General features: G+C 53.1%; 15 protein-coding genes. 3 read left to right on the top strand and 12 right to left on the bottom strand.

Annotation, left to right across the window (positions count from 1 at the left end; genetic code table 11):
• Window positions 1–82 precede the first annotated feature (82 nt).
• The 11 genes from ACQ0MK_RS13040 to tldD all read right to left on the bottom strand — a co-directional run bounded on the left by ACQ0MK_RS13040 (window position 83) and on the right by tldD (window position 15,400).
• Window positions 83–1,078, bottom strand: a complete 996-nt coding sequence (locus ACQ0MK_RS13040; RefSeq protein WP_430472979.1) for a peptide ABC transporter ATP-binding protein — start codon at window positions 1,076–1,078, stop codon at window positions 83–85.
• Window positions 1,078–2,091, bottom strand: a complete 1,014-nt coding sequence (dppD, locus tag ACQ0MK_RS13035) for a dipeptide ABC transporter ATP-binding protein (RefSeq protein WP_430472978.1) — start codon at window positions 2,089–2,091, stop codon at window positions 1,078–1,080. Before dppD ends, ACQ0MK_RS13040 begins: the two co-directional genes overlap by 1 nt.
• 3 nt (window positions 2,092–2,094) lie before the next feature.
• Window positions 2,095–3,030, bottom strand: a complete 936-nt coding sequence (locus ACQ0MK_RS13030; protein WP_430472977.1) for an ABC transporter permease subunit — start codon at window positions 3,028–3,030, stop codon at window positions 2,095–2,097.
• Between the two features lie 14 nt (window positions 3,031–3,044).
• A complete protein-coding gene (locus ACQ0MK_RS13025; RefSeq protein ID WP_430472976.1) occupies window positions 3,045–4,055 on the bottom strand; it encodes an ABC transporter permease subunit in 1,011 nt (336 codons plus the stop codon).
• A gap of 120 nt (window positions 4,056–4,175) precedes the next feature.
• The gene (locus ACQ0MK_RS13020) at window positions 4,176–5,783 is read right to left on the bottom strand and encodes an ABC transporter substrate-binding protein (protein WP_350042459.1); all 1,608 of its coding nucleotides are present in this window, start codon (window positions 5,781–5,783) and stop codon (window positions 4,176–4,178) included.
• 406 nt (window positions 5,784–6,189) lie between these two features.
• On the bottom strand, window positions 6,190–7,212 hold the full coding sequence (locus ACQ0MK_RS13015) for a threonine aldolase family protein (protein WP_430472975.1): 1,023 nt from the start codon (window positions 7,210–7,212) through the stop codon (window positions 6,190–6,192).
• Between the two features lie 121 nt (window positions 7,213–7,333).
• The gene (locus tag ACQ0MK_RS13010; RefSeq protein ID WP_430472974.1) at window positions 7,334–8,356 is read right to left on the bottom strand and encodes a threonine aldolase family protein; all 1,023 of its coding nucleotides are present in this window, start codon (window positions 8,354–8,356) and stop codon (window positions 7,334–7,336) included.
• Window positions 8,357–8,474: 118 nt separating this feature from the next.
• Window positions 8,475–10,757, bottom strand: a complete 2,283-nt coding sequence (locus tag ACQ0MK_RS13005) for a CHASE2 domain-containing protein (RefSeq protein WP_430472973.1) — start codon at window positions 10,755–10,757, stop codon at window positions 8,475–8,477.
• A 33-nt stretch (window positions 10,758–10,790) separates the two neighbouring features.
• Window positions 10,791–12,242: a FecR family protein gene (locus tag ACQ0MK_RS13000; protein ID WP_430472972.1), complete on the bottom strand. Its 1,452-nt coding sequence runs from the start codon at window positions 12,240–12,242 to the stop codon at window positions 10,791–10,793.
• A gap of 2 nt (window positions 12,243–12,244) precedes the next feature.
• Window positions 12,245–13,819: a tetratricopeptide repeat protein gene (locus ACQ0MK_RS12995; protein ID WP_430472971.1), complete on the bottom strand. Its 1,575-nt coding sequence runs from the start codon at window positions 13,817–13,819 to the stop codon at window positions 12,245–12,247.
• A gap of 147 nt (window positions 13,820–13,966) precedes the next feature.
• Window positions 13,967–15,400: a metalloprotease TldD gene (tldD, locus tag ACQ0MK_RS12990; RefSeq protein WP_430472970.1), complete on the bottom strand. Its 1,434-nt coding sequence runs from the start codon at window positions 15,398–15,400 to the stop codon at window positions 13,967–13,969.
• 209 nt (window positions 15,401–15,609) lie between these two features.
• On the opposite strand from tldD, the gene ACQ0MK_RS12985 reads away from it, so the two are divergent.
• Window positions 15,610–16,878 (top strand): DUF3422 family protein, encoded by a 1,269-nt coding sequence (locus tag ACQ0MK_RS12985; protein ID WP_430476030.1) that lies wholly within the window; start codon window positions 15,610–15,612, stop codon window positions 16,876–16,878.
• Window positions 16,879–16,907: 29 nt separating this feature from the next.
• On the opposite strand, the gene ACQ0MK_RS12980 is transcribed toward ACQ0MK_RS12985, so the two are convergent.
• On the bottom strand, window positions 16,908–17,963 hold the full coding sequence (locus ACQ0MK_RS12980) for a COX15/CtaA family protein (RefSeq protein WP_430472969.1): 1,056 nt from the start codon (window positions 17,961–17,963) through the stop codon (window positions 16,908–16,910).
• Between the two features lie 255 nt (window positions 17,964–18,218).
• Here ACQ0MK_RS12980 and ACQ0MK_RS12975 point away from each other — a divergent pair, with 255 nt between their 5' ends.
• Both ACQ0MK_RS12975 and ACQ0MK_RS12970 read left to right on the top strand, forming a co-directional pair.
• Window positions 18,219–18,779: a precorrin-2 dehydrogenase/sirohydrochlorin ferrochelatase family protein gene (locus ACQ0MK_RS12975; protein ID WP_350047963.1), complete on the top strand. Its 561-nt coding sequence runs from the start codon at window positions 18,219–18,221 to the stop codon at window positions 18,777–18,779.
• Window positions 18,776–19,519 (top strand): phosphoadenylyl-sulfate reductase, encoded by a 744-nt coding sequence (locus tag ACQ0MK_RS12970; protein WP_430472968.1) that lies wholly within the window; start codon window positions 18,776–18,778, stop codon window positions 19,517–19,519. The genes ACQ0MK_RS12975 and ACQ0MK_RS12970 overlap by 4 nt, the downstream gene beginning before the upstream one ends.
• The last annotated feature ends 14 nt before the right edge of the window (window positions 19,520–19,533 follow it).

Below are 19,533 nucleotides of genomic sequence, written 5' to 3'. Positions count from 1 at the left end.
TGAAAATGCGCAGGGGCGCAGCCTGTTACAGCGCGCCCCCTTGCTCCCTTGTCTACCTGGATATCCAGGTGATCGCCCGTTCTCAGGCGATTTCTTCGACCCGATGACACGCCACTTCGCGGCCTTCGAAATTGCGCAGTTCAGGGCGAACTTGTGCGCATTCCTCGGTCGCAAACGGGCAGCGTTTATGGAACGCACAGCCCGATGGCGGGTTGATCGGTGACGGCAGTTCGCCGGTAAGCGGTTCTGCCTTTACACGTTGTGTCGGATCGATCTTTGGTGCCGATGCCAGAAGCGCCCGCGTATAGGGGTGCAACGGCTTGGCGAATATTTCGTCGGTCGGTCCTTTTTCCGCGACGCGCCCCAAATACATCACCATGACGTCATCTGCAATATGTCTGACGACAGAAAGATCATGAGAGATGAAAACATAAGCGACATTCATCTCTTCTTGCAGGTCCATCATCAAGTTCAGAACCTGTGCCTGAACCGACACGTCAAGGGCCGAAACCGGTTCATCAGCAACGATGACTTTGGGCTCCAGGATCAGTGCGCGGGCTATTGCAATACGCTGACGCTGACCACCCGAAAACATATGGGGATAGCGCTGATAGAATTCCGGACGCAGGCCAACCTTGGCCATGGTGTCGCGCACACGTTCTTCGCGTTCCTTGCGACCCAGTTGGTCCATGTTGAGCAAAACCGGCTCGGCCAGAATCTGCCCGACTTTTTTGCGCGGGTTCAGTGATCCATAAGGGTTCTGGAAAATCATCTGAACCGTGCGGCGGAACTGTTTGGCTTCCTTGTCGCTCAGATTGCCAACCGCATCGCCATTGATCTTAAGGCCACCGGCACTTGGCTTTTCAATCAGGGTCAACTGACGGCCAAGGGTCGATTTACCGCAACCGGACTCACCGACAACAGCCAGGGTCTTTTGTGCTTCAAGCGTGAAGGACACGCCATCAAGCGCCTTGACCGTGGCATCAGGTTTGCCAAAACCGCGATTTACATCGTAGTGACGCACAAGATCATCGGATTCCAAAAGCGGAATACCGGGTTTGGTATCTAAAAAGCTCATTATACCGTCCCCCCGGTTGATTGGCCGTCGATTTGACCCGTCGGCAGGCCTTGGTCATTTAGCGGATAGAAGCAGCGCACATTGCGTCCGTTGAAATCAGTGACGTCCGGGCGGTTTTTAATGCAGTTGTCATCGGCATAGCGGCAGCGCGGTGCCAGAAGACAGCCCGCCGGGCGGTCATACTGGCCCGGAACCACACCGGGGATGGTGCGCAGGCGATCATGGCCTTCTGACCGTTCAGGAAGCGCTTCAAGCAGTGCCTGCGTGTACGGATGGCGTGGGGCAGCAAATATGCTATCGGCCGGACCGCTTTCAAACAGTTGACCGGCATACATGACCTGAATGCGGTTTGCGGCCTCGGACACCAGTGCCAGATCATGCGTGATCAGCAAAAGCCCCATATCGCTGTCTTCCTGCAGTTTCAGCAGAAGATCAATGATCTGGGCCTGAATGGTCACATCAAGGGCCGTGGTCGGCTCATCCGCGATCAGAAGGCGCGGCTGACAGGCAATCGCCATGGCAATGACGATACGCTGGCTCATGCCGCCTGAAAGCTGATGCGGATAGGCGGTCATGCGCGATTTTGGATCAGGAATACCAACCTGATTCAAAAGATCGAGTGTGCGTTCACGGCGTTGCTTTTTCGTACCACCCTCATGGACCTTAAGGGCCTCCATGATCTGGGCTTCGACAGTAAAGCACGGATTAAGGGCCGACATCGGATCCTGAAAGATCATGGCGATGTCTTTGCCCGTGATCTGGCGGCGTTTTTTCGCCGACATGCCCAGAAGATCCTGACCATCAAAGGTCAGGCTATCTGCTGTGACACGACCGGGAAAATCAATCAGCCCCATAACCGCGAGTGACGAGACCGATTTACCCGAACCCGATTCACCGACGATGCCAAGGACTTCGCCGCGATCAACCGAATAGCTTACGGAATCAACAGCACGAAACGGCTTATCTTCAGAGCCGAACTCGACTGTCAGGTTTTTTACTTCGAGAAGAGCCATGACTTACCGTTTCATCTTGGGATCAAGGGCATCACGCAGACCATCACCCATCAGGTTGAAGGCAAGCACGGTGACAAGGATGCTAAGGCCGGGGAACGTGATCACCCACCAAGCCGAACCCACAAATTCACGGGCTTCGGCCAGCATGGTACCCCATTCCGGCAGCGGCGGTTGCGCGCCAAGGCCAAGGAAGCCAAGGGCAGCAGCGTCAAGGATGGCGCTTGAAATGCCAAGGGTGCCCTGAACGATCAACGGTGCCATGCAATTGGGCAGGATGTTGACGAACATCTGGCGCATGTGACCGGCACCGGCAATTTGCGATGCGATGACATATTCCTTGTTCAGCTCAGACACCACCGATGCACGTGACAGTCGGACATAGTGCGGTAATTGCACAATCGCGATTGCCAGCATGGCGTTTTCAAGTCCCGGGCCAAGAATGGCGACAATGGCCATGGCCATGATCAGGCTTGGCAGGGCCAGCATGATGTCCATCAGGCGCATGATGCCGACTTCGATCCAGCCGCGGAAATATCCGGCAACCATGCCAAGAATGATCCCGGCAACCATTGACAGGATCACGACAAAGACCCCGATCGAAACCGACAATTGAGCACCATGGATCAGGCGCGACAAAATATCGCGGCCAACGGCATCCGTACCCAGAATGTAACGCGGGTCAGCGCCTTCCATCCAGATCGGTGGTTTCAGGAACGCACTGCGATCCTGCAAAATCGGATCATATGGCGCGATCCACTGTGCGGTGATTGCCAGGAACAGAATGATCGCAATCACGATCAAACCGGCCAAAGCACCACGGTTCTTTTTGAAATAGTCCCAGGTCTCACGCAGCGGGCTGGGCGGAGCGCCCATTGGTTCAACAGCAGCTTGCACTACAGTGTTGGCCGTTGCTGCGGAGGGTGTTGTATTCTCACTCATCTCATGCAGCTCCCTTAACGCTTGTGCCGGATACGCGGATTAATAATCCCGTACAGAACGTCGACAATCAGGTTCACACTCATCACAAGGAAGGCAATCATCAGAATGCCACCCTGAATGGTCGGATAATCACGACGGTTCATGGCTTCGACGATCCACTTGCCGATACCCGGCCAAGAGAAAATCGTTTCGGTCAGGATTGCACCGGCCAACAGCACGCCGACCTGAAGACCGATAACCGTAATCACAGGGATAAGGGCGTTGCGCAGCGCATGGACCATGATAACCCGAAGCGGAGCTAGACCTTTGGCACGGGCAACACGAATATATTCTTCGCCAAGGACTTCAAGCATGGAGGAGCGCGTCATACGCGCAATCACGGCCATGGGAATGGTCCCCAATGCGATGGTAGGCAAAATCAGGTGCCTTAAGGCACTGGTAAAGGCACCCTTTTCACCACTTATCAGCGTGTCAATCAACATGAAGCCTGTCGTTGGCTCGATGAAGTAGAACACCGATAGCCGCCCGGAAACCGGCGTCCAGCCCAATGAGGTCGAGAAAAACATAATCAGAAGAAGTGCCCACCAGAAAATCGGCATCGAATATCCGGTGAGGGAAATCGACATCGTCAGGTGGTCAATCCATGTGCCACGTTTAATCGCAGCAAGCACGCCAAGTGGCACACCAATGCCGACAGCAAACAAAATCCCCATAATGCTGAGTTCAACTGTTGCCGGGAACAGTGTGAGGAATTCATCAAGGACGGGTTTCTTGGTAACAAACGATTTGCCCAGATCACCTTGGAAAACACCCATCAGGTAATCAAAATACTGGACGATGATCGGTTGGTCGAAACCGTATTGTGCCTGAAGTTCTGCGTATCGTGCCGGATCAACACCACGTTCACCAGCCAACATCAAAATTGGATCGCCGGGAATGAGACGGATCAGGAAGAATACCAGAAGGGTGACACCGAAGAAGGTCGGGATGATGTCCCCCAAACGGCGAAACAGGAATCCTAGCATGCCATAGGGCCTTTATTGCATCCACGCGTTGGTAGGAAACGGGTGGGTGTCTCTCTCTATTTTGCGGAATTGCAAAGAGGCCCGGAAGACCGGGCCTCTTCGACAAGGTTTTAAATCGACTTATTCTTTGATGTCGACGCCGTAGAAGATGTGACCACCAAACGGATCAATCTTGTAGTCGACAACTTCGTTGCGGATCGGTTCGAAAACGATCGAGTGTGCGATGGTTGCCCATGGTGCTTCACGTTTGAAGACAACCTGTGCTTCTTCGTACAGACGGGTACGCTCAAGAACGTCCGCAGTCGTTTTTGCCTGCTGAATCAGGTTATCGAATTCCTCGTTGCACCACTGTGCACGGTTGGAACCGCCAACGGCATCACAGCCAAGCAGAACGGCCAGGAAGTTATCGGGGTCGCCGTTATCACCGGTCCAACCGAGCATGAAGGTACCCTGTTCACCTTTTTTGGTGCGCTCAAGGTATTCGCCCCACTCGTAGGATACGATTTCGGCATTTACACCGATTTTCGCCCAGTCAGCCTGAACCAGTTCAGCCATACGGCGTGCGTTCGGGTTGTAAGGACGCTGAACCGGCATGGCCCAGATATCGGTGGTGAAGCCTTCCGGGAAACCTGCTTCTGCGAGCATGGCTTTGGCGGCTTCCGGATCGTATTTGTCATCAACGGTGTCGTTGTTGTACGACCAGATCGTTGGCGGGATCGGGTTTTTCGCAGCCGAACCGGCACCCTGATAAACACCTTCGATGATGGCGTCTTTGTTGATCGCCATGTTCAGTGCTTTACGGACTTTTGGATTGGTGAACGGTTCTTTCTGGGTGTTATAGCCCAGATAACCAACGTTCAAACCTTCCTGGCTCAGCAGGTTGATGTCTGCGTCTGCATCCATTGCGGTCAGATCAGCCGGGTTTGGATATGGCATGACATGGCATTCGCCGGCTTTCAGCTTCTGATAACGAACAGTGCTGTCAGGCGTAATGGCAAAGATCAGGTTGTCGATTGCGGCTTTGCCTTCCCAATATTCCGGGAATGCTTTGTAACGGATAACCGCATCTTTTTGATACTGAACCAACTGGAACGGACCGGTGCCGACCGGGTTAAGGTCAACCGTTTCCGGGGTTCCGGCTTCCATCATCTTGTCAGCATATTCAGCCGACAGAACAGATGCAAAATCCATTGCCATGTTGGCGATGAACGGTGCTTCCGGACGGTTCAGAACGAATTTAACGGTGTAATCGTCAACTTTGACAATGTCTTTGACCAGATCTGGCATGGACATCGCGTTGAAGTACTCGTACGAGCCGCCTGAAACGCCGTGATACGGGTGGTTTTTATCAAACTGACGCATGAAGGTGTAGATCACGTCATCAGCATTGAAATCACGGGTCGGGGTGAAGTCACTGGTGGTGTGGAACTTTACGCCTTCGCGCAGATTGAAAGTATATTCCTGACCATCCGCCGAAACGTCCCAACTGGTCGCAAGACCCGGAACGATGGTGGTGGTGCCGCGCTTGAACTGTACCAGGCGGTTAAAGACCTGACGCGAAGAAGCGTCAAAGGTGGTGCCTGAGGTATAAAGAGACGGGTTGAACCCTTCCGGGCTACCTTCCGAGCAATATACCATGGTTTTTGCCGAAGCGGCGGTCGGAGCAGCAAGTGCTGTGGCTGCAAGCAGACCTGCACCAATCGCCACCTTGACGAAATTCGCTTTCATTAAATGCCTCCCTCAAGGCTGGTCCGAACAAACCGATGCTGCCTACATGATCTTGAACAGGTCATGTTTGACAACGTCATCTTTGTGCGGACGGGGTTTACCCGATCCAACAAATAAATATGTTGGCAATCGACGAGGGAAAATAATCAGGGTTTCTAGGTATCGTCAACGCTTGCTGCGTGGTTCTACGTAGGTGACCCTGATCGCTTGAATGATGAATTTATGTCAAGTGTTTGTTATTTTTATGAAAATCACACCCACATTTGCGTATAGGAGCTGTGCATTTTTTTCGGGGCTCAGGCCGCGAAAGCGAATATCACGTCTTATTTATGTGCTTTGAAACGATTCATATCCCTTTGAATTTTAATGATTCGTTTGATTCGCGCATGGCTGAGCGCGCCAGATGCTACCCCAGAGTAGAATTAAGCTGCGTGATTTGCCCGATATCCGTGTTCCATGCAGCAACGAACCGATAGATATCCGCACCAAGTGACGGCCATGCATGGAACATCACACCGGCATCGCGCAATTGTCCTGCCAGATCAGAAGTCAGTTTTACAAACAATTCATTGCCGTCAGACGGGTGCGCAAGGGTGGCACCATGCTGGCATAGAACCTCGCCAAGGGCGGTTGCCGCCTGATTGGCATGGCCGGCATTTTTAAGCCACACGTCATTTTCAACATAGGCCAGCAACTGGGTTGCAAGATAGCGGTGTTTGGAATGCAAATGACCGCTGCGTTTGCGGGCCTGCTCGATCCGGGATTTCAAACTGGTGTCAAACAACACAATCGCATCTACCGCCATGGCACCGTTCTTGGTCGCGCCAAAACTGAGGGCATCAACACCTGCTTTCCATGTGATATCCGCCGGGCTGCAGCCCAGATGGGCAACGGCATTGGCAAAGCGGGCACCATCCATGAAAAGGCGCATATCACGGCTTTTGCAAATGCTTGCGATCGCGTTGACTTCAGCCGGGGTATAGACCGTGCCAAGTTCGGTTGCCTGCGTGATGGCAACACATTCCGGGGCGACGGAATGGACACCGCGGTCGACCTGACTGGTAACGAAGGCATTAAGCGCGTCGGCTTCAAGCTTTGCCGTCGGGCCATCCATCGGCAGCAATTTTGCCCCGCCGGTAAAGAAGGCAACGCCGGTACTTTCATCTTCGTTGATATGGGCTTCGTGATGGCAGATCACGCCGCCATAGGGCGATACAAGGGCGGAAAGACTGATGCAATTTGCCGCTGTGCCGGTGGCAACCGGAATAACCGCAACCTTCGTATCAAACAGTTCGGAAAAGGCAGCGTCAAGCTTTTGGCTGACATCGTCACTGCCATAGGCAGGCGCATTACTGGCAGCTTCACGGCTTAACGCTTCAAGAACTTCCGGGCAAAAGGGCGATACATTGTCAGAGGCAAAATTCATCATCTATCTCGCAAATAATTTGGTGGCGCACAGCATTTGAACAAAATGCTATCGCGTTTTGGTATGATAAGGGACGTTATCACACGCAATCCTTGATCAAGGCAAAAGGCATTCGCCGGTGATTTCAGGAATTGATGGATTTCGGGATATCACGGATCAAATCAATCGGGCTGTTCCACGCGCAGACAAACCGATAGGCATCCGGCCCGATAGACGCCCAAGGACGAAACACAATACCGGCGTCGCGCAGGCTTTGGTCAAGTTCGTCCTTCATATGAATGAAAAGCTCATTGCCTTGTGGCGTAAAGGCGGCCTTCGCCCCAATGCTTTCAAGAGCATGCTGTAACGCAATGGCGGCCTCATTGGCGTGCCGCGCATTACGCAACCACAGATCATCGTTAAGGTAGGCCAGAAGTTGGGCGGCAAGATAACGGTGCTTGGAGAACAGGTGCCCGCCGCGCTTACGGCTTTTTTCGGTATGACGGCGCAATTCGCGATCAAACAGAACAATGGCATCGACCGCCAGCGCACCGTTTTTGGTCGCCCCGAAACTTAAAACATCAACACCTGCTTTCCACGTGATGTCGGCAGGATGGCAATCAAGTGTCGCCACCGCATTGGCAAAGCGTGCCCCGTCCATAAACAGGCGCATGCCATGCTTATGGCAGGTTTTGCCAATGTCCTGTACTTCATCAACGTTATAGACGGTACCAAATTCGGTGGTTTGGGTGATCGCAACGCATTCCGGGTCAACCGAATGCATGCCATTGGGGCTATGTGTGCGAAGAAAAGAATCCAGAGTATCGGCCTCTATTTTCGCGGATGGCCCATCAATACCAAGAAGCTTTGCACCCCCGCCATAAAACGCCACACCGGTTGATTCCGTCATGTTGATATGGGCGCGATGGTGGCAAACAACCCCGCCAAAGGGGGAAACCAGCCCCGATAGCCCGATCAGATTGGCCGCCGTTCCGGTGGCGACAGGAACAACGCAAACATCGGTACCAAACAGTTCGGAAAAGGCAGCATCAAGCTGTTGGCTTTTGTCATCCGCGCCATAAGGAAGGGCTGCGTGATCACTTTCAGCCGCAATCGCGTTCAGGATCTCCGGACAGATTGGCGTAACATTGTCGGATGAAAAGTTCATCGGGGCCTCATTATCGCTGTGGGGCATTTGGGCGGCTGTATTGGCATCGTGCAGGAGGTATTCATCGTGATGTGTGTCGTTGCAGAGTGTTGCGATTTCACTCTTTTGGCAAGAGACGCTATTTGGATGTCGCAACAAAGACACCATCCCAATCGGCGGGTGGTGGTGTTTGTTTGAAAATGTCGATACGGCCAAGATACATATCATAAAGGCCCACCAGTGCCCCGACACCGCGCGATGCTTCACGGCATCGCGCAATTAGATCAATGGCCGCGTCCCAGTTCTTTTGGCGATAGGCCGCAAGCATTTCTTTGTGCAGAGTTTGGCAGTTCTGGAATGCGTCGGAACCATAAAGTGCGCGATCACCCAGCAGGGCATAGATGTGCACAGCTTCGCTTTTGCCTTTTACTGCAATCAGATCAAGCTCAAGAATGGCAAAATCACGCTCAACCCGTTTGGCGACTTCTTCGCCCAAAACGATATCGACACCGTAATTCTTTGACTGGCCTTCCAGTCGGGCCGCAAGATTGACCGCATCGCCAAGGACGGAATAATCAAACCGTTGATCCGATCCCATGTTGCCGACAAGACAATCGCCGCAATTGATCCCAACCCCGACATTCAGCGGCAGGAACGGCGCGTCATCCTGTTTGGCTTCTGCCAACCGTTCTGTATTGAGAACATCAAGTGCGTTTCGCATGGCAAGCGCACTGTCGCAGGCATGATGGGCGTGGTTTTCAACATCAAGTGGCGCATTCCAGAACGCCATGATGCAGTCACCCATATATTTATCAATCGTGCCTTCACGATTAAGGATGCAGTCGCTGAGTGGTGTCAAAAGGCGATTGATCAGACGCGTCAGGCCTTGCGGATTGGATTTGAACCCTTCGGAGATCGAGGTAAATCCACGCACGTCACAAAACATCAACGTCATGTCACGGGTTTCCCCACCGAGCTTAAGCCGTTCGGGGTGGCGGGACAGTTCATTGACCAAGGCCGGGGACAGGTAGTTGCCAAACGCAGTACGGACCTGACGGCGTTCGCCTTCGGTGCGCATAAAGCCAATGGAACTGGTGGCAAGGTAAACTGCAAGCAAGCTGATCAACGGATAAACCGGATCAATTAGAAGGAGCCTGGTTTCATAGGCCCACCATGAAAACCCGAATGCGCCAAACGCAAGTGTGCCACCGATCAGTGCCGGCCAGACCGCACCCAAGCGGGGAACGCTCATGACAAAGAACAACCCAAGCAACAGCAAGACAAGCATTTCGGTTTCCGCCGCCCAATAGGGCCGGGTCAGGAAATGCTCCAGCAACATTTGTTCAAGCATTTCGGCATGGATTTCAACGCCGGGCAGAACAGGGTCAAGCGGTGTGGATCGAAGATCCAGCAATCCTGCCGCACTGGTACCAATCAAAACAAAGGTATCGCGTAAGCTACCCTGCGGAAGGCTGTCATTCATCACGTCCGCAGCCGAGATATAGCGTGCCTTTTGATGGCCGCTGAAATGCACCCACATGTTTCCGGCGTGATCGGTTGGAATGGTAATCTTCCCGACCCGGATGGCCTCGATGCCTTCGGACTGGGTCCAGCGTGTGTCGCCACTGGCACCGGACATCCGGACATTCATTGTATGGGGTGCATCCTGAAGAACGCGCAGCATTTCTAACGATAATGTCGGATAAACAGGCATGCCAATGACTGGCAGGGGATGATCCAGTGCGGCAAGCAACGGGACACGCCGCACAATCCCGTCTTGTTCAGGTGAAACATTGACCAGCGCATTGCCACTTGCGGCATTCTCGATAACCTCAAGATTTTTCGCCGCGCCGGGCAAAACCGCTATGAAATCGGAAAGCTTACGACCTGCTTCGCCGGATACACTGAAATTACCCACCTGACGGGGCGGGCTATCAACGGTTTTGTTGGTCAGCTGAACCGCGGTGACGACCTTTCCTGTGCCGCGAATGAACTGGGCAAACAGGTTGTCATGGTCGGGCAGAGTTTCGGCAAGTTTGGTGATTTCATCGATTTCGCGGCCCTTGGGCCAGTCTTGGACAACCCGGGCGGGTGATGTGCGATCAGGTTCGGCAAAAACCACGTCAAACCCGACAACCTGTGCCCCGGACGAGCGTAACCGATAAACAAGGCCGGCCAATCGGGTACGCGGCCATGGCCATTGCCCCATTTCTTCAAGACTGCGTTCATCAATATCAATAATCCGCACCCCGACATCTTCAAAGGGGCGCGGCGAAACACGCTGATAGGTATCAAAGACATTCAGACGTAACTGATCAACAAACGGCACATCCTGCCAGCGCATGAAAATGCAGCTCAGCAATATACCCAATGGGATCAGGTAATGCAGAACGCGCAGCAGGTTGGTTTTGGTCAGGCGCATGGATGGTGTTTTCGTTTGCCAGCCAATTTCTGATCAGTTCAATGTCGCGCTGCCGTCCGTGCCGGACGAATAAGTTGTGGTCGATAGATTGAAATCGACATTATAGGCATCTTCAAATGTTGCCGTGGCACTACAGCCCAACGTCGCGCAGTTCGGGTCATACGTGAAATCCCCGCTTGCGAATTCGACATTGCCGCTGGTGCCCGTGTAATCAAAGGTTGATGGGTTAAAGCTACCGTCAAGAATGCCAGCCTTACCTGTTAGACCCGAACCAGTTTGGGTAACATTGGAGAACAAGATCGCAATAGTTCGGTTTGCGAAGTCCACGGTAGAGGCAAAGCTATAATCAACATTTGCACCGTTAACATTGATGGTGCCGGTCGAAACTGACCCGCTTGTGATCTGCCGTAATGCGTCATAGGTGAAAGGGCTGTCATTGTTACTAGAGCTGCTGCTACTTTCTGTAACGTTACCAACAATCGATGTAATTTCGCCTTGGCTCGAAGAAGCCGATGTCGATCCAATCTGAGCCAACGCAACGTCAAGGCTTCCGACCATCGTCGAACCTGTCTGCGTATTAGCCTGTTGGGTTTGACCAGATGTCAGGGATGGCTGTTGTGCCTCTGCTGCCGTGGTTTGGCCCGAACTGCTCCCCCCGGTTTCATCGGAACGACGTGACGCGGTGCGCACCAGATTGGTCGAGAAATCAAACGTCGCAACACCCTGTGGGAAGCGCGTCGGTTCGGTTACGACGGTACCGCTTACAAAAACGCCAAAGTTTTCACCGGTGATGTTTTCGCTGTTGCCGTTCTGATCGGTCACAGCAAAAGCGCCGGGGCGTGATGTTGTGTCATTTCGCGCAAGGCCGGGGCCTTGGTTGACCGCCATGAAGACCTGTTGATTGGCGCTTTCCGGTGTGGATGTATCAAAGGATCCGGGCATGATCTGGTTGGCTTCTTCTGCTGAAACCGAACGGATCAATCCGATGGTGCCACGAATGCCAATCGATCCGACGGGAAGGTTGATATCCATGCTCGAAGGATTGTTTAGCGGGATTTTGCCGGTAACAAAGCGCATTACACCGCGTGCCATGTCGGCAACGATGCGGCCATCGCCGGTTGCCGGATCATAAACGAATTCGTCAATCGCAATGTCGCTGTTCGGCCCGATGGTAAAGACCGTCTCGTCAAGGAGCAGGATTTGCATGCCCGAACGTGATGTTGTCGTAATGCGATCACCAAGATAAACCGGCATCCCGCTTTCAACCAGAACGCCAATTTCACCGGTTGCTTTGGCCATGGTGACATCGCCGGTCACAGCAGCAGAAACGCCGGCCATTTCAAGGCTGGCAATTTCAACGGTGTCTTGCGCTTTTGCCGGTTGTGCATGCATTAAGCTTAGCGCCAAGGGGCTGCACAGCATGATTGCACGCATTATCGGCGCAAATTTTTGGTACGAGCGGGTGGTCGCTACGTCGTTTTGCATCACTAGAACTCCCATCGCCGGGTCAGGTAAAACTGTGCCCGGGCATTGTGATATTCGTAGTTGGGAATGTTCGATTTAGTGTTCAGATATTCGCCTGTGATCGACCAGTTTACCGGTGCGAGCAGGTCATATATCTGATTTGCCGTGTTGCTATCCCCAAACAAGTCCGATGGCATTATTTGCGAAAGTGGCGCGCCATAGGTCAATCTTGTCCGTGTGCTGCGATCCGTTCGATGTTGCGGCGAATTACCGGTCACCAGAAAATCAGGATCGTCATATCGGTCAATGCCATGGCGGATACTTCCGCTTAAGTAACTTCCCCCACCAAACAGATAAGCATGGATCAACTCGCCGCTCAAGCTGTCATAGCTGTAATAATTGCGTGCAGCCTGTTTTTTACCCGCAGAAAGATTAAATGTGGTGCGGTTGTTGGGGTTCCATGTGTAATTCGTCCCCAGTCGACTGCCGTAGCGCTGACCGGAGTGCAAACGTAAGGCGCTGGATTCGCTGGTATTCTGATAGCGTTCATCAGCATAGCTGACTTCACCGTTCAGGTTAAAGAACGGGCGCGGGTTCCAGTCCATACGCAAGCGGCCTGAACGTGATGTCAGATACTTTTCCTTGCTCAGCGATTGTACGGTTTGGTTGACCGACGGGGTCAACATCCAGTATCCGCCGCGAATGCGGCTTCCGACATCGACCGAGAATGACCCAAGATCAAGGGAATCTAGCTGAACCTGATCACTGGCGTAGCCGGTCGCGCTGGCAAATATTTCATGGCCTTCCTGATATCCAAGATCATAGCTGACGTCATAACGAAGGGCACCGATATAGGCGATGTCGTTGCGCGGCTTATCTGCACTTGATGTGATGGTCGTCAGCGTGCCGGTGACAAGTTGTTCTTTATCATTCGGTGCGGCATTTCGGTTGCTGTCAATCTGGGAGCCCATGGTCAGGGTAATCGATTGATGCAAACGTTTACGACGGCGTTCGATTGCACTGATGTATTTATCAATGTCGGCCGCGACGTCCGGGGAAACATACATCTGACGCAATTGATCGAACTGTGCACGGGCTTCATCAAGGCTATCAAGGCGATAGAGAACAATCGCGTAATAAAGCCTGACCGGGGCGAGATCAGGATCCAAGACCAGAATGCGTTCAAGGGTCGCCGATGCGCCGCGCACGTCACCGCGCGATAGCTGCGCCTTTGCCCAGCGGAAATTCAAAACAATGTCATCAGGGTTGGTCAGGATATCGGCATAGGTGATGTCGCCGCCATCATCGGTTTGAAGCAACGTGTTGGCACGTTCGGTGACGTCCGTCAGGCGGTCAAAATCTTCGGAAAATTGGCGTGCTTCATCTGTGCGGACATCCACACTTTGCTGTGCCTTGGTACTGGAAATCCCCATAACCAGTACCGCAAGTACGGCTGTTATTGCCGTACTGTGCCGCCATCTGCCTGTTTTCAAGCTTTCCCCCAAGCGTTCCAGATTAATGCGGTCTTTTGAACCGGTCTGGCGCGTCTGGTCGGGGGTAAAACCAGACCAGATGCGCCCATAATCTGTTTTAATCATTATAAACACAGAGTATGGGGTCTGGTGGTTTGATGGAAGCCATGCAGTTGATGGGTGTCATCGGCTTTAAATGGATAGGTTATCTATGCTTGCGCATAGAAAGGTGCCTTAATTCAAAGGCACTTTCTATCCATTAGGTTGTTCTTCCTATACGGCTGTACCGCCGACGGTCAATCCGTCAATCCGCAAGGTCGGTTGCCCAACGCCAACCGGAACGCCTTGGCCGTCCTTGCCACATGTGCCGATCCCGTTATCAAGAGCCATATCATTACCCACCATGGAAACCTTGGTGAGGCTGTCGGGACCATTGCCAATCAGGGTCGCACCCTTGACCGGTGCGCCAAGTTTGCCGTTTTCGATCAAATAGGCTTCGGATGCGGAAAATACAAACTTGCCCGACGTAATGTCGACCTGCCCACCACCAAAATTAACGGCATAAATACCATTCTTGACCGAGGCGAGGATTTCTTCAGGTTCCTTGTCGCCACCCAGCATATAGGTATTGGTCATGCGGGGCATCGGGGCATGGGCATAAGATTGACGGCGTCCGTTACCGGTTGATTTAACACCGGTCAGGCGGGCATTCAGGCGATCCTGCATAAAGCCCTTCAGAATACCGTCTTCGATCAGGACCGTTTGCTGGGTCGGGGTGCCTTCATCATCAATCGAAAGCGACCCGCGACGGTCATGAATGGTTCCGTCATCGACAACCGTAACGCCCGGTGAAGCAATGCGCTGACCCAAAAGCCCGGCAAAGGCCGACGTTCCCTTGCGGTTAAAGTCACCTTCAAGACCGTGGCCGATGGCTTCATGCAGCAAAATACCCGGCCAGCCGGGACCAAGTACGACGGTCATTTCACCGGCCGGTGCGGCAACGGAATCCAGATTTACAATTGCCTGGCGAAGGGATTCATCAACGGCAGTCTTCCAGGTTTTTTCATCAAAGAACCCGTCATAGCCAATCCGGCCGCCCTCGCCATGTGATCCGGTTTCCATCCGGTCGCCCTGTTTGACCACGACCGAAACATTGAACCGCACAAGCGGGCGAATATCGCCGATCCGCTGTCCGCCGGAACGCCATATCTGGACAGCCTGCCAGTTCCCCGAAATTGATGCAGATACCTGAACCACACGCGGATCGCGGGATCGGGCATAGGCATCAATCTGTGCCAAAAGATCAACCTTGGCTTCAAAGGTGGCTTCACCCAGCGGGTTGATATCGGAATAAAGCGAAATATTGGTGCCAACCGATCCAAGATCGACCTTGCCAGAACGACCTGATCCAACGGCCTTGACGGTTTCGGCAGCACGGGCAACCGCATCATTGGACAGTTCGTTGGAATGCGAAAAGGCGGTGGCTTCATCGGCAACCGCGCGCAAGCCAAAGCCCTGTGCGGTATCAAAATTCGCACTGCGCAGGCGGCCATCATCCCAAACAAGGCTTTCGGATTGGCGGTATTCCAGGAACAGTTCCCCGTCTTCTGCCGCGCCAAGCGCGTCATTGACCTGTGTTTCAAGCCGTTCGCGATCAAGATCACCTTTGGCGAAAAACAGATTGTCGGTGGTGCGAAGATCGGTCATGGAACCTCCTTGGGGGCCAGGATTATTCGGCCAGAGAAAATGATTTTCCCCGTTTGATAAAAGCACTTGTGACAGTATTTTCCCTTACGCTTTCTGGGGTTTCTGTCACCTTGAACTTTCGTCTATACAGGTACTGTCAGGAACAAGGCAAAACCTGCCCCTGAACGTTTTATATAGACCGCAATGGCCAATTATGAAAGCCCGTGGCAATGTTTGTTGAACATCCCCAGCGTGTCGCACTCCATAATGAAATTCATGCCCGCCCGTTTGGCGGGGTCACAAGCCCTGCACGCTGCTCCTGCATTGCCTTTCAGGCAGGCGAAGAATTTGACGAAGACGTGCGTGACCATTTCGTCGCTTTCTGCAACCGATACAGTTTGACGCCGCCGGCTGCCGATCAAAAATACTTTGAGGCGGCCTGTGACGGGTTCTCGGTGATCTGGGAACGTCACGCGGAATTCACGGTCTATGTGTTTAAACGCATGGAGCCGTTTGATAACCCGTTCGAAGACCCTGTGATTAATCTGGTGCCGCAGGACTGGCTGTCGGAAACCCCGGGGCAATTAATGGTCGGGCTGCATATCGTGGTCGAAACAGCCGAGCGAAGTGCAGATGAAATTTCACGCCTGTTTGATCACAACGGCCTGACGGGCAGCCGGGTTCTGGGCGGAACCGCACAGGTCTGGACCGATTTTCGTCTGCATGGCGACGGGTTTGGCCGCATTCTGATCAAGGATCAGGGGATGGAGCAGCTTCAGGCTGGTCGCCTTGTTCAGCGGCTTAAGGAAATTGAAGTTTACCGGATGATGGCCTTGCTGGCCTTCCCACTGGCCCATTGCGCGACGCCAAAGGTTTCGGAAATTGATACGCGTCTGTCGGACATCACCGCCGAAATGGCCAGCAAGACACAAACCAATGACGAAGAAACCCTGTCAAAACTGACCGACCTTGCTGCCCAGACCGAAGAAATGGCCGCATCCCTGAATTATCGGTTCAGTGCAGCACGCGCCTATTACCGCATCGTGCAGGCCCGCCTGACCGAACTTCGTGAAGAACGTGTTGAAGGCGTTCAGACCATCACCGAGTTTATGGAACGCCGTTTGGCACCCGCCATGCGAACCTGTCAGAATATCGGGGATCGGCTGGAAGTTCTGTCAAAGCGTGTTGCACGGGCCAATAACCTGCTCCGCACGCGGGTTGACATCCTGCTTGAAGCACAGAACCGCGATCTGCTTGCCAGTATGGATCGCCGGGTCAAATTGCAACTTCGCCTGCAACAAACCGTCGAAGGATTGTCGGTTGCTGCCATTACGTATTATGCGGTCGGTTTGCTGGGCTATCTGTTCAAGGCGGTGAAGGATGCCGGTGTCCCGATCAATGATCGGGTGGCAACCGGGATTGCGGTGCCGGTTGTTCTTACCACGATCTGGCTTGCCATGCGCCGGGTCCGCAAGGCACTGCACCGCGCAGACGATTAGAATTTGCCAATTGGCGCACGGTTGCGTGCCTACGCCACCGTGCGCAATTTATATGCGGCGTAGGTCATTGTACCCACAAGCACAACCGCCCCGGCCTGATGGGCAACACCTAGCGGCAACCAGATCACGCTGAGCAATGTGGAAATTCCAAGGGCGACCTGAAGACAGGCGGCTGACAAAACAAGATGTGTGGCAAAACGCTGGTCTTTTGTCAGGGGCCATTTTCCTGCGCGCCACCAAAATACCAAGACCATGACAAAGGTCAGTTTCGCCAACCAGCGATGATCCCATTGGACGGTCATGTGATCTTCAAACGGGGCCAGCCAGGTCGGGTCAAAGACAAAAAGCCCATCGGGGATCAGTTGACTATCCATCAAGGGGAAAGTGTTAAAGGCATAACCGGCATCAAGCCCGGCAACGAAGCCGCCGGAAAGCGCGGTAAAGACGATCAGGCCAAGCAATTGCCAACTGCGTTTAGACGCAATTGTTCCGGTTGTGCGCGGTGCGCTCTGCTGCAAGCCCACCCAAACAAGGGCGATGAAAATCACAAGTGCCAGACCAAAATGTGCGGTCAGGCGATATTGGCTGACATCGGGGCGATCGACCAGTCCGCTCATCACCATATACCAGCCCATCAATCCCTGAAGCCCGCCCAGAATGAACAGCCCCCAAAGTTTCCATTTGGTCGCACGATCAATCGATTTTTTGGCCAGAAACCAGACAAACGGAATAAAGAACACAATCCCGATCAATCGCCCCCAAAGACGATGAATAAATTCCAGCCAGAAGATGGATTTAAAATCATCAACCGACATCCAGGCATTGACCTTCTGGAATTCGGGATACTGGCTGTATTTCTGATAAAGGGCGCTCCAGTCAGCTTCTGTCAGGGGCGGGATAATGCCGGTAAAGGGCCGCCATTCAACAATCGAAAGCCCCGATTCCGTCAGGCGGGTCAATCCGCCAATCACCACCATGATGAACACCATCGCAGCACAGGAAAATAGCCAGATCGCGACATTTTTGTGGGCAACGGGGGAAATAGTGGGGTGGCCTGAGGCGACAGGGGCGGCACTGCTGGGCATCTGGAAGCTCTCTTATCGTTCGGATCGGCAGCATTATTGATGCTGAAATTTGGCCCAATATAGGGCGATTTTTCAAAAAGTGCAGGAAAAGCTTTACGTCATGAGCAGTTTGGATGGATCACTTGCTGTTTCATTTAATAAACACAGTAATAAGTGTTGTATATGTATAAAACACATAAAAAATGTATTGAATATTTTAATTTCCACACTCATAGTCATGGACAACAGAGAGAAACCCGCATTAGAGGATCGACGATGTTTCCCATCAATCTGGACCTGACGCGACTTTCAGTCGCTTTGGTCGGCAACGGTCAGGCTACCCTGAACCGGTTGCGCCAGTTTGACGGTGATGGGGCAAAGTACGTCACCGTCTATTCAGAACACCCGATGCCCGAACTGGTTGACCAGGCCGGGGATCGTCTGCATCGGTATTTGCCAAATTCCGCAGATGTCAACGCGGCATCCATCATGTTTATTGTCGACCTTGACGAAGACAAGGCCGCCGAACTTGCCGCCATCGCCAAGGCGGTTGGCACCATCGCCAATGTCGAAGATATCAAGGCGTATTGTGATTTTTTCTCGCCAGCCCGCGTTCAGCGCGGTGATTTAATGATCACGGTTTCGACCAATGGTCATAGCCCAAGACTGGCTGGTCGTATTCGCCGTGCGCTTGAAAACTGGCTTGTCCCGACATGGGATAAACGCCTGCGCGAGCTTTCTGATCAGCGCGAAAAATGGAAAGCAGGCGGTGCTGACATGCCAACATTGCTGAAAAAAACCGACGAATATATTGATCGTCGTGGATGGTTGCCATGAATGTAATGCGTGAAGAAGATATCGTTACCGGCGGCTCCATGTCGGTTGAAGAAGCAACAGATCGCGCCGCCGATTTGATGAGCCGCTATGGCCATCTCCAGGGTGTGTCGCTGATCGAGCCCATGGTGCATGAAGAATTCAACGGCAAGATCACAATGACCTCCTCCTTCGGGACAGAGGCAGCAGCGCTGCTTGCACTGGTCGCCGAGGTTGATGCCAATCTGCCGATCATTTTTCTTGATACCCGCAAATTGTTTGGTGAAACCCATACATACCGCGAAACGCTGGTCAACCAGCTTGGTCTGACCAATATCAAGATCATGCGCCCTGACGAGGAAAAGCTCAAAGCAGATGATCCCAACGGGATGCTGTTTGCTTCTGATGTTGCGAAATGCTGCTATTTGCGCAAGGTCGAACCGCTCCAGCGTGCGCTTACGGGCTATGATGCTTGGCTGACAGGGCGCAAACGTTTCCATGGTGGGGAGCGTGATGCGCTTCCGGCAATCGAAACCGCAGGTACGCGGATCAAGATCAACCCGCTGGCTGGCTACGCGCGCGGCGATATCGACGATATTTTCGAACACCGCGCCTTGCCTCGCCATCCGCTGGAGGCCGAAGGTTTCCTGTCGATTGGCTGCATGCCCTGCACCGACCGGGTTGATCCCAGTTCCACGGATGTCCGTGCAGGCCGCTGGGCCGGACAGGACAAAACCGAATGCGGCATTCACTATATTATCTAAGCTCAAAGTAGCTT

Origin of the sequence: Thalassospira lucentensis (genome assembly GCF_050516545.1) — a bacterium.
GTDB lineage: Bacteria > Pseudomonadota > Alphaproteobacteria > Rhodospirillales > Thalassospiraceae > Thalassospira > Thalassospira lucentensis_C.
The sequence above is the reverse complement of the archived record's forward strand: the minus strand, read 5'-3'. Positions and strand labels throughout refer to the sequence as shown.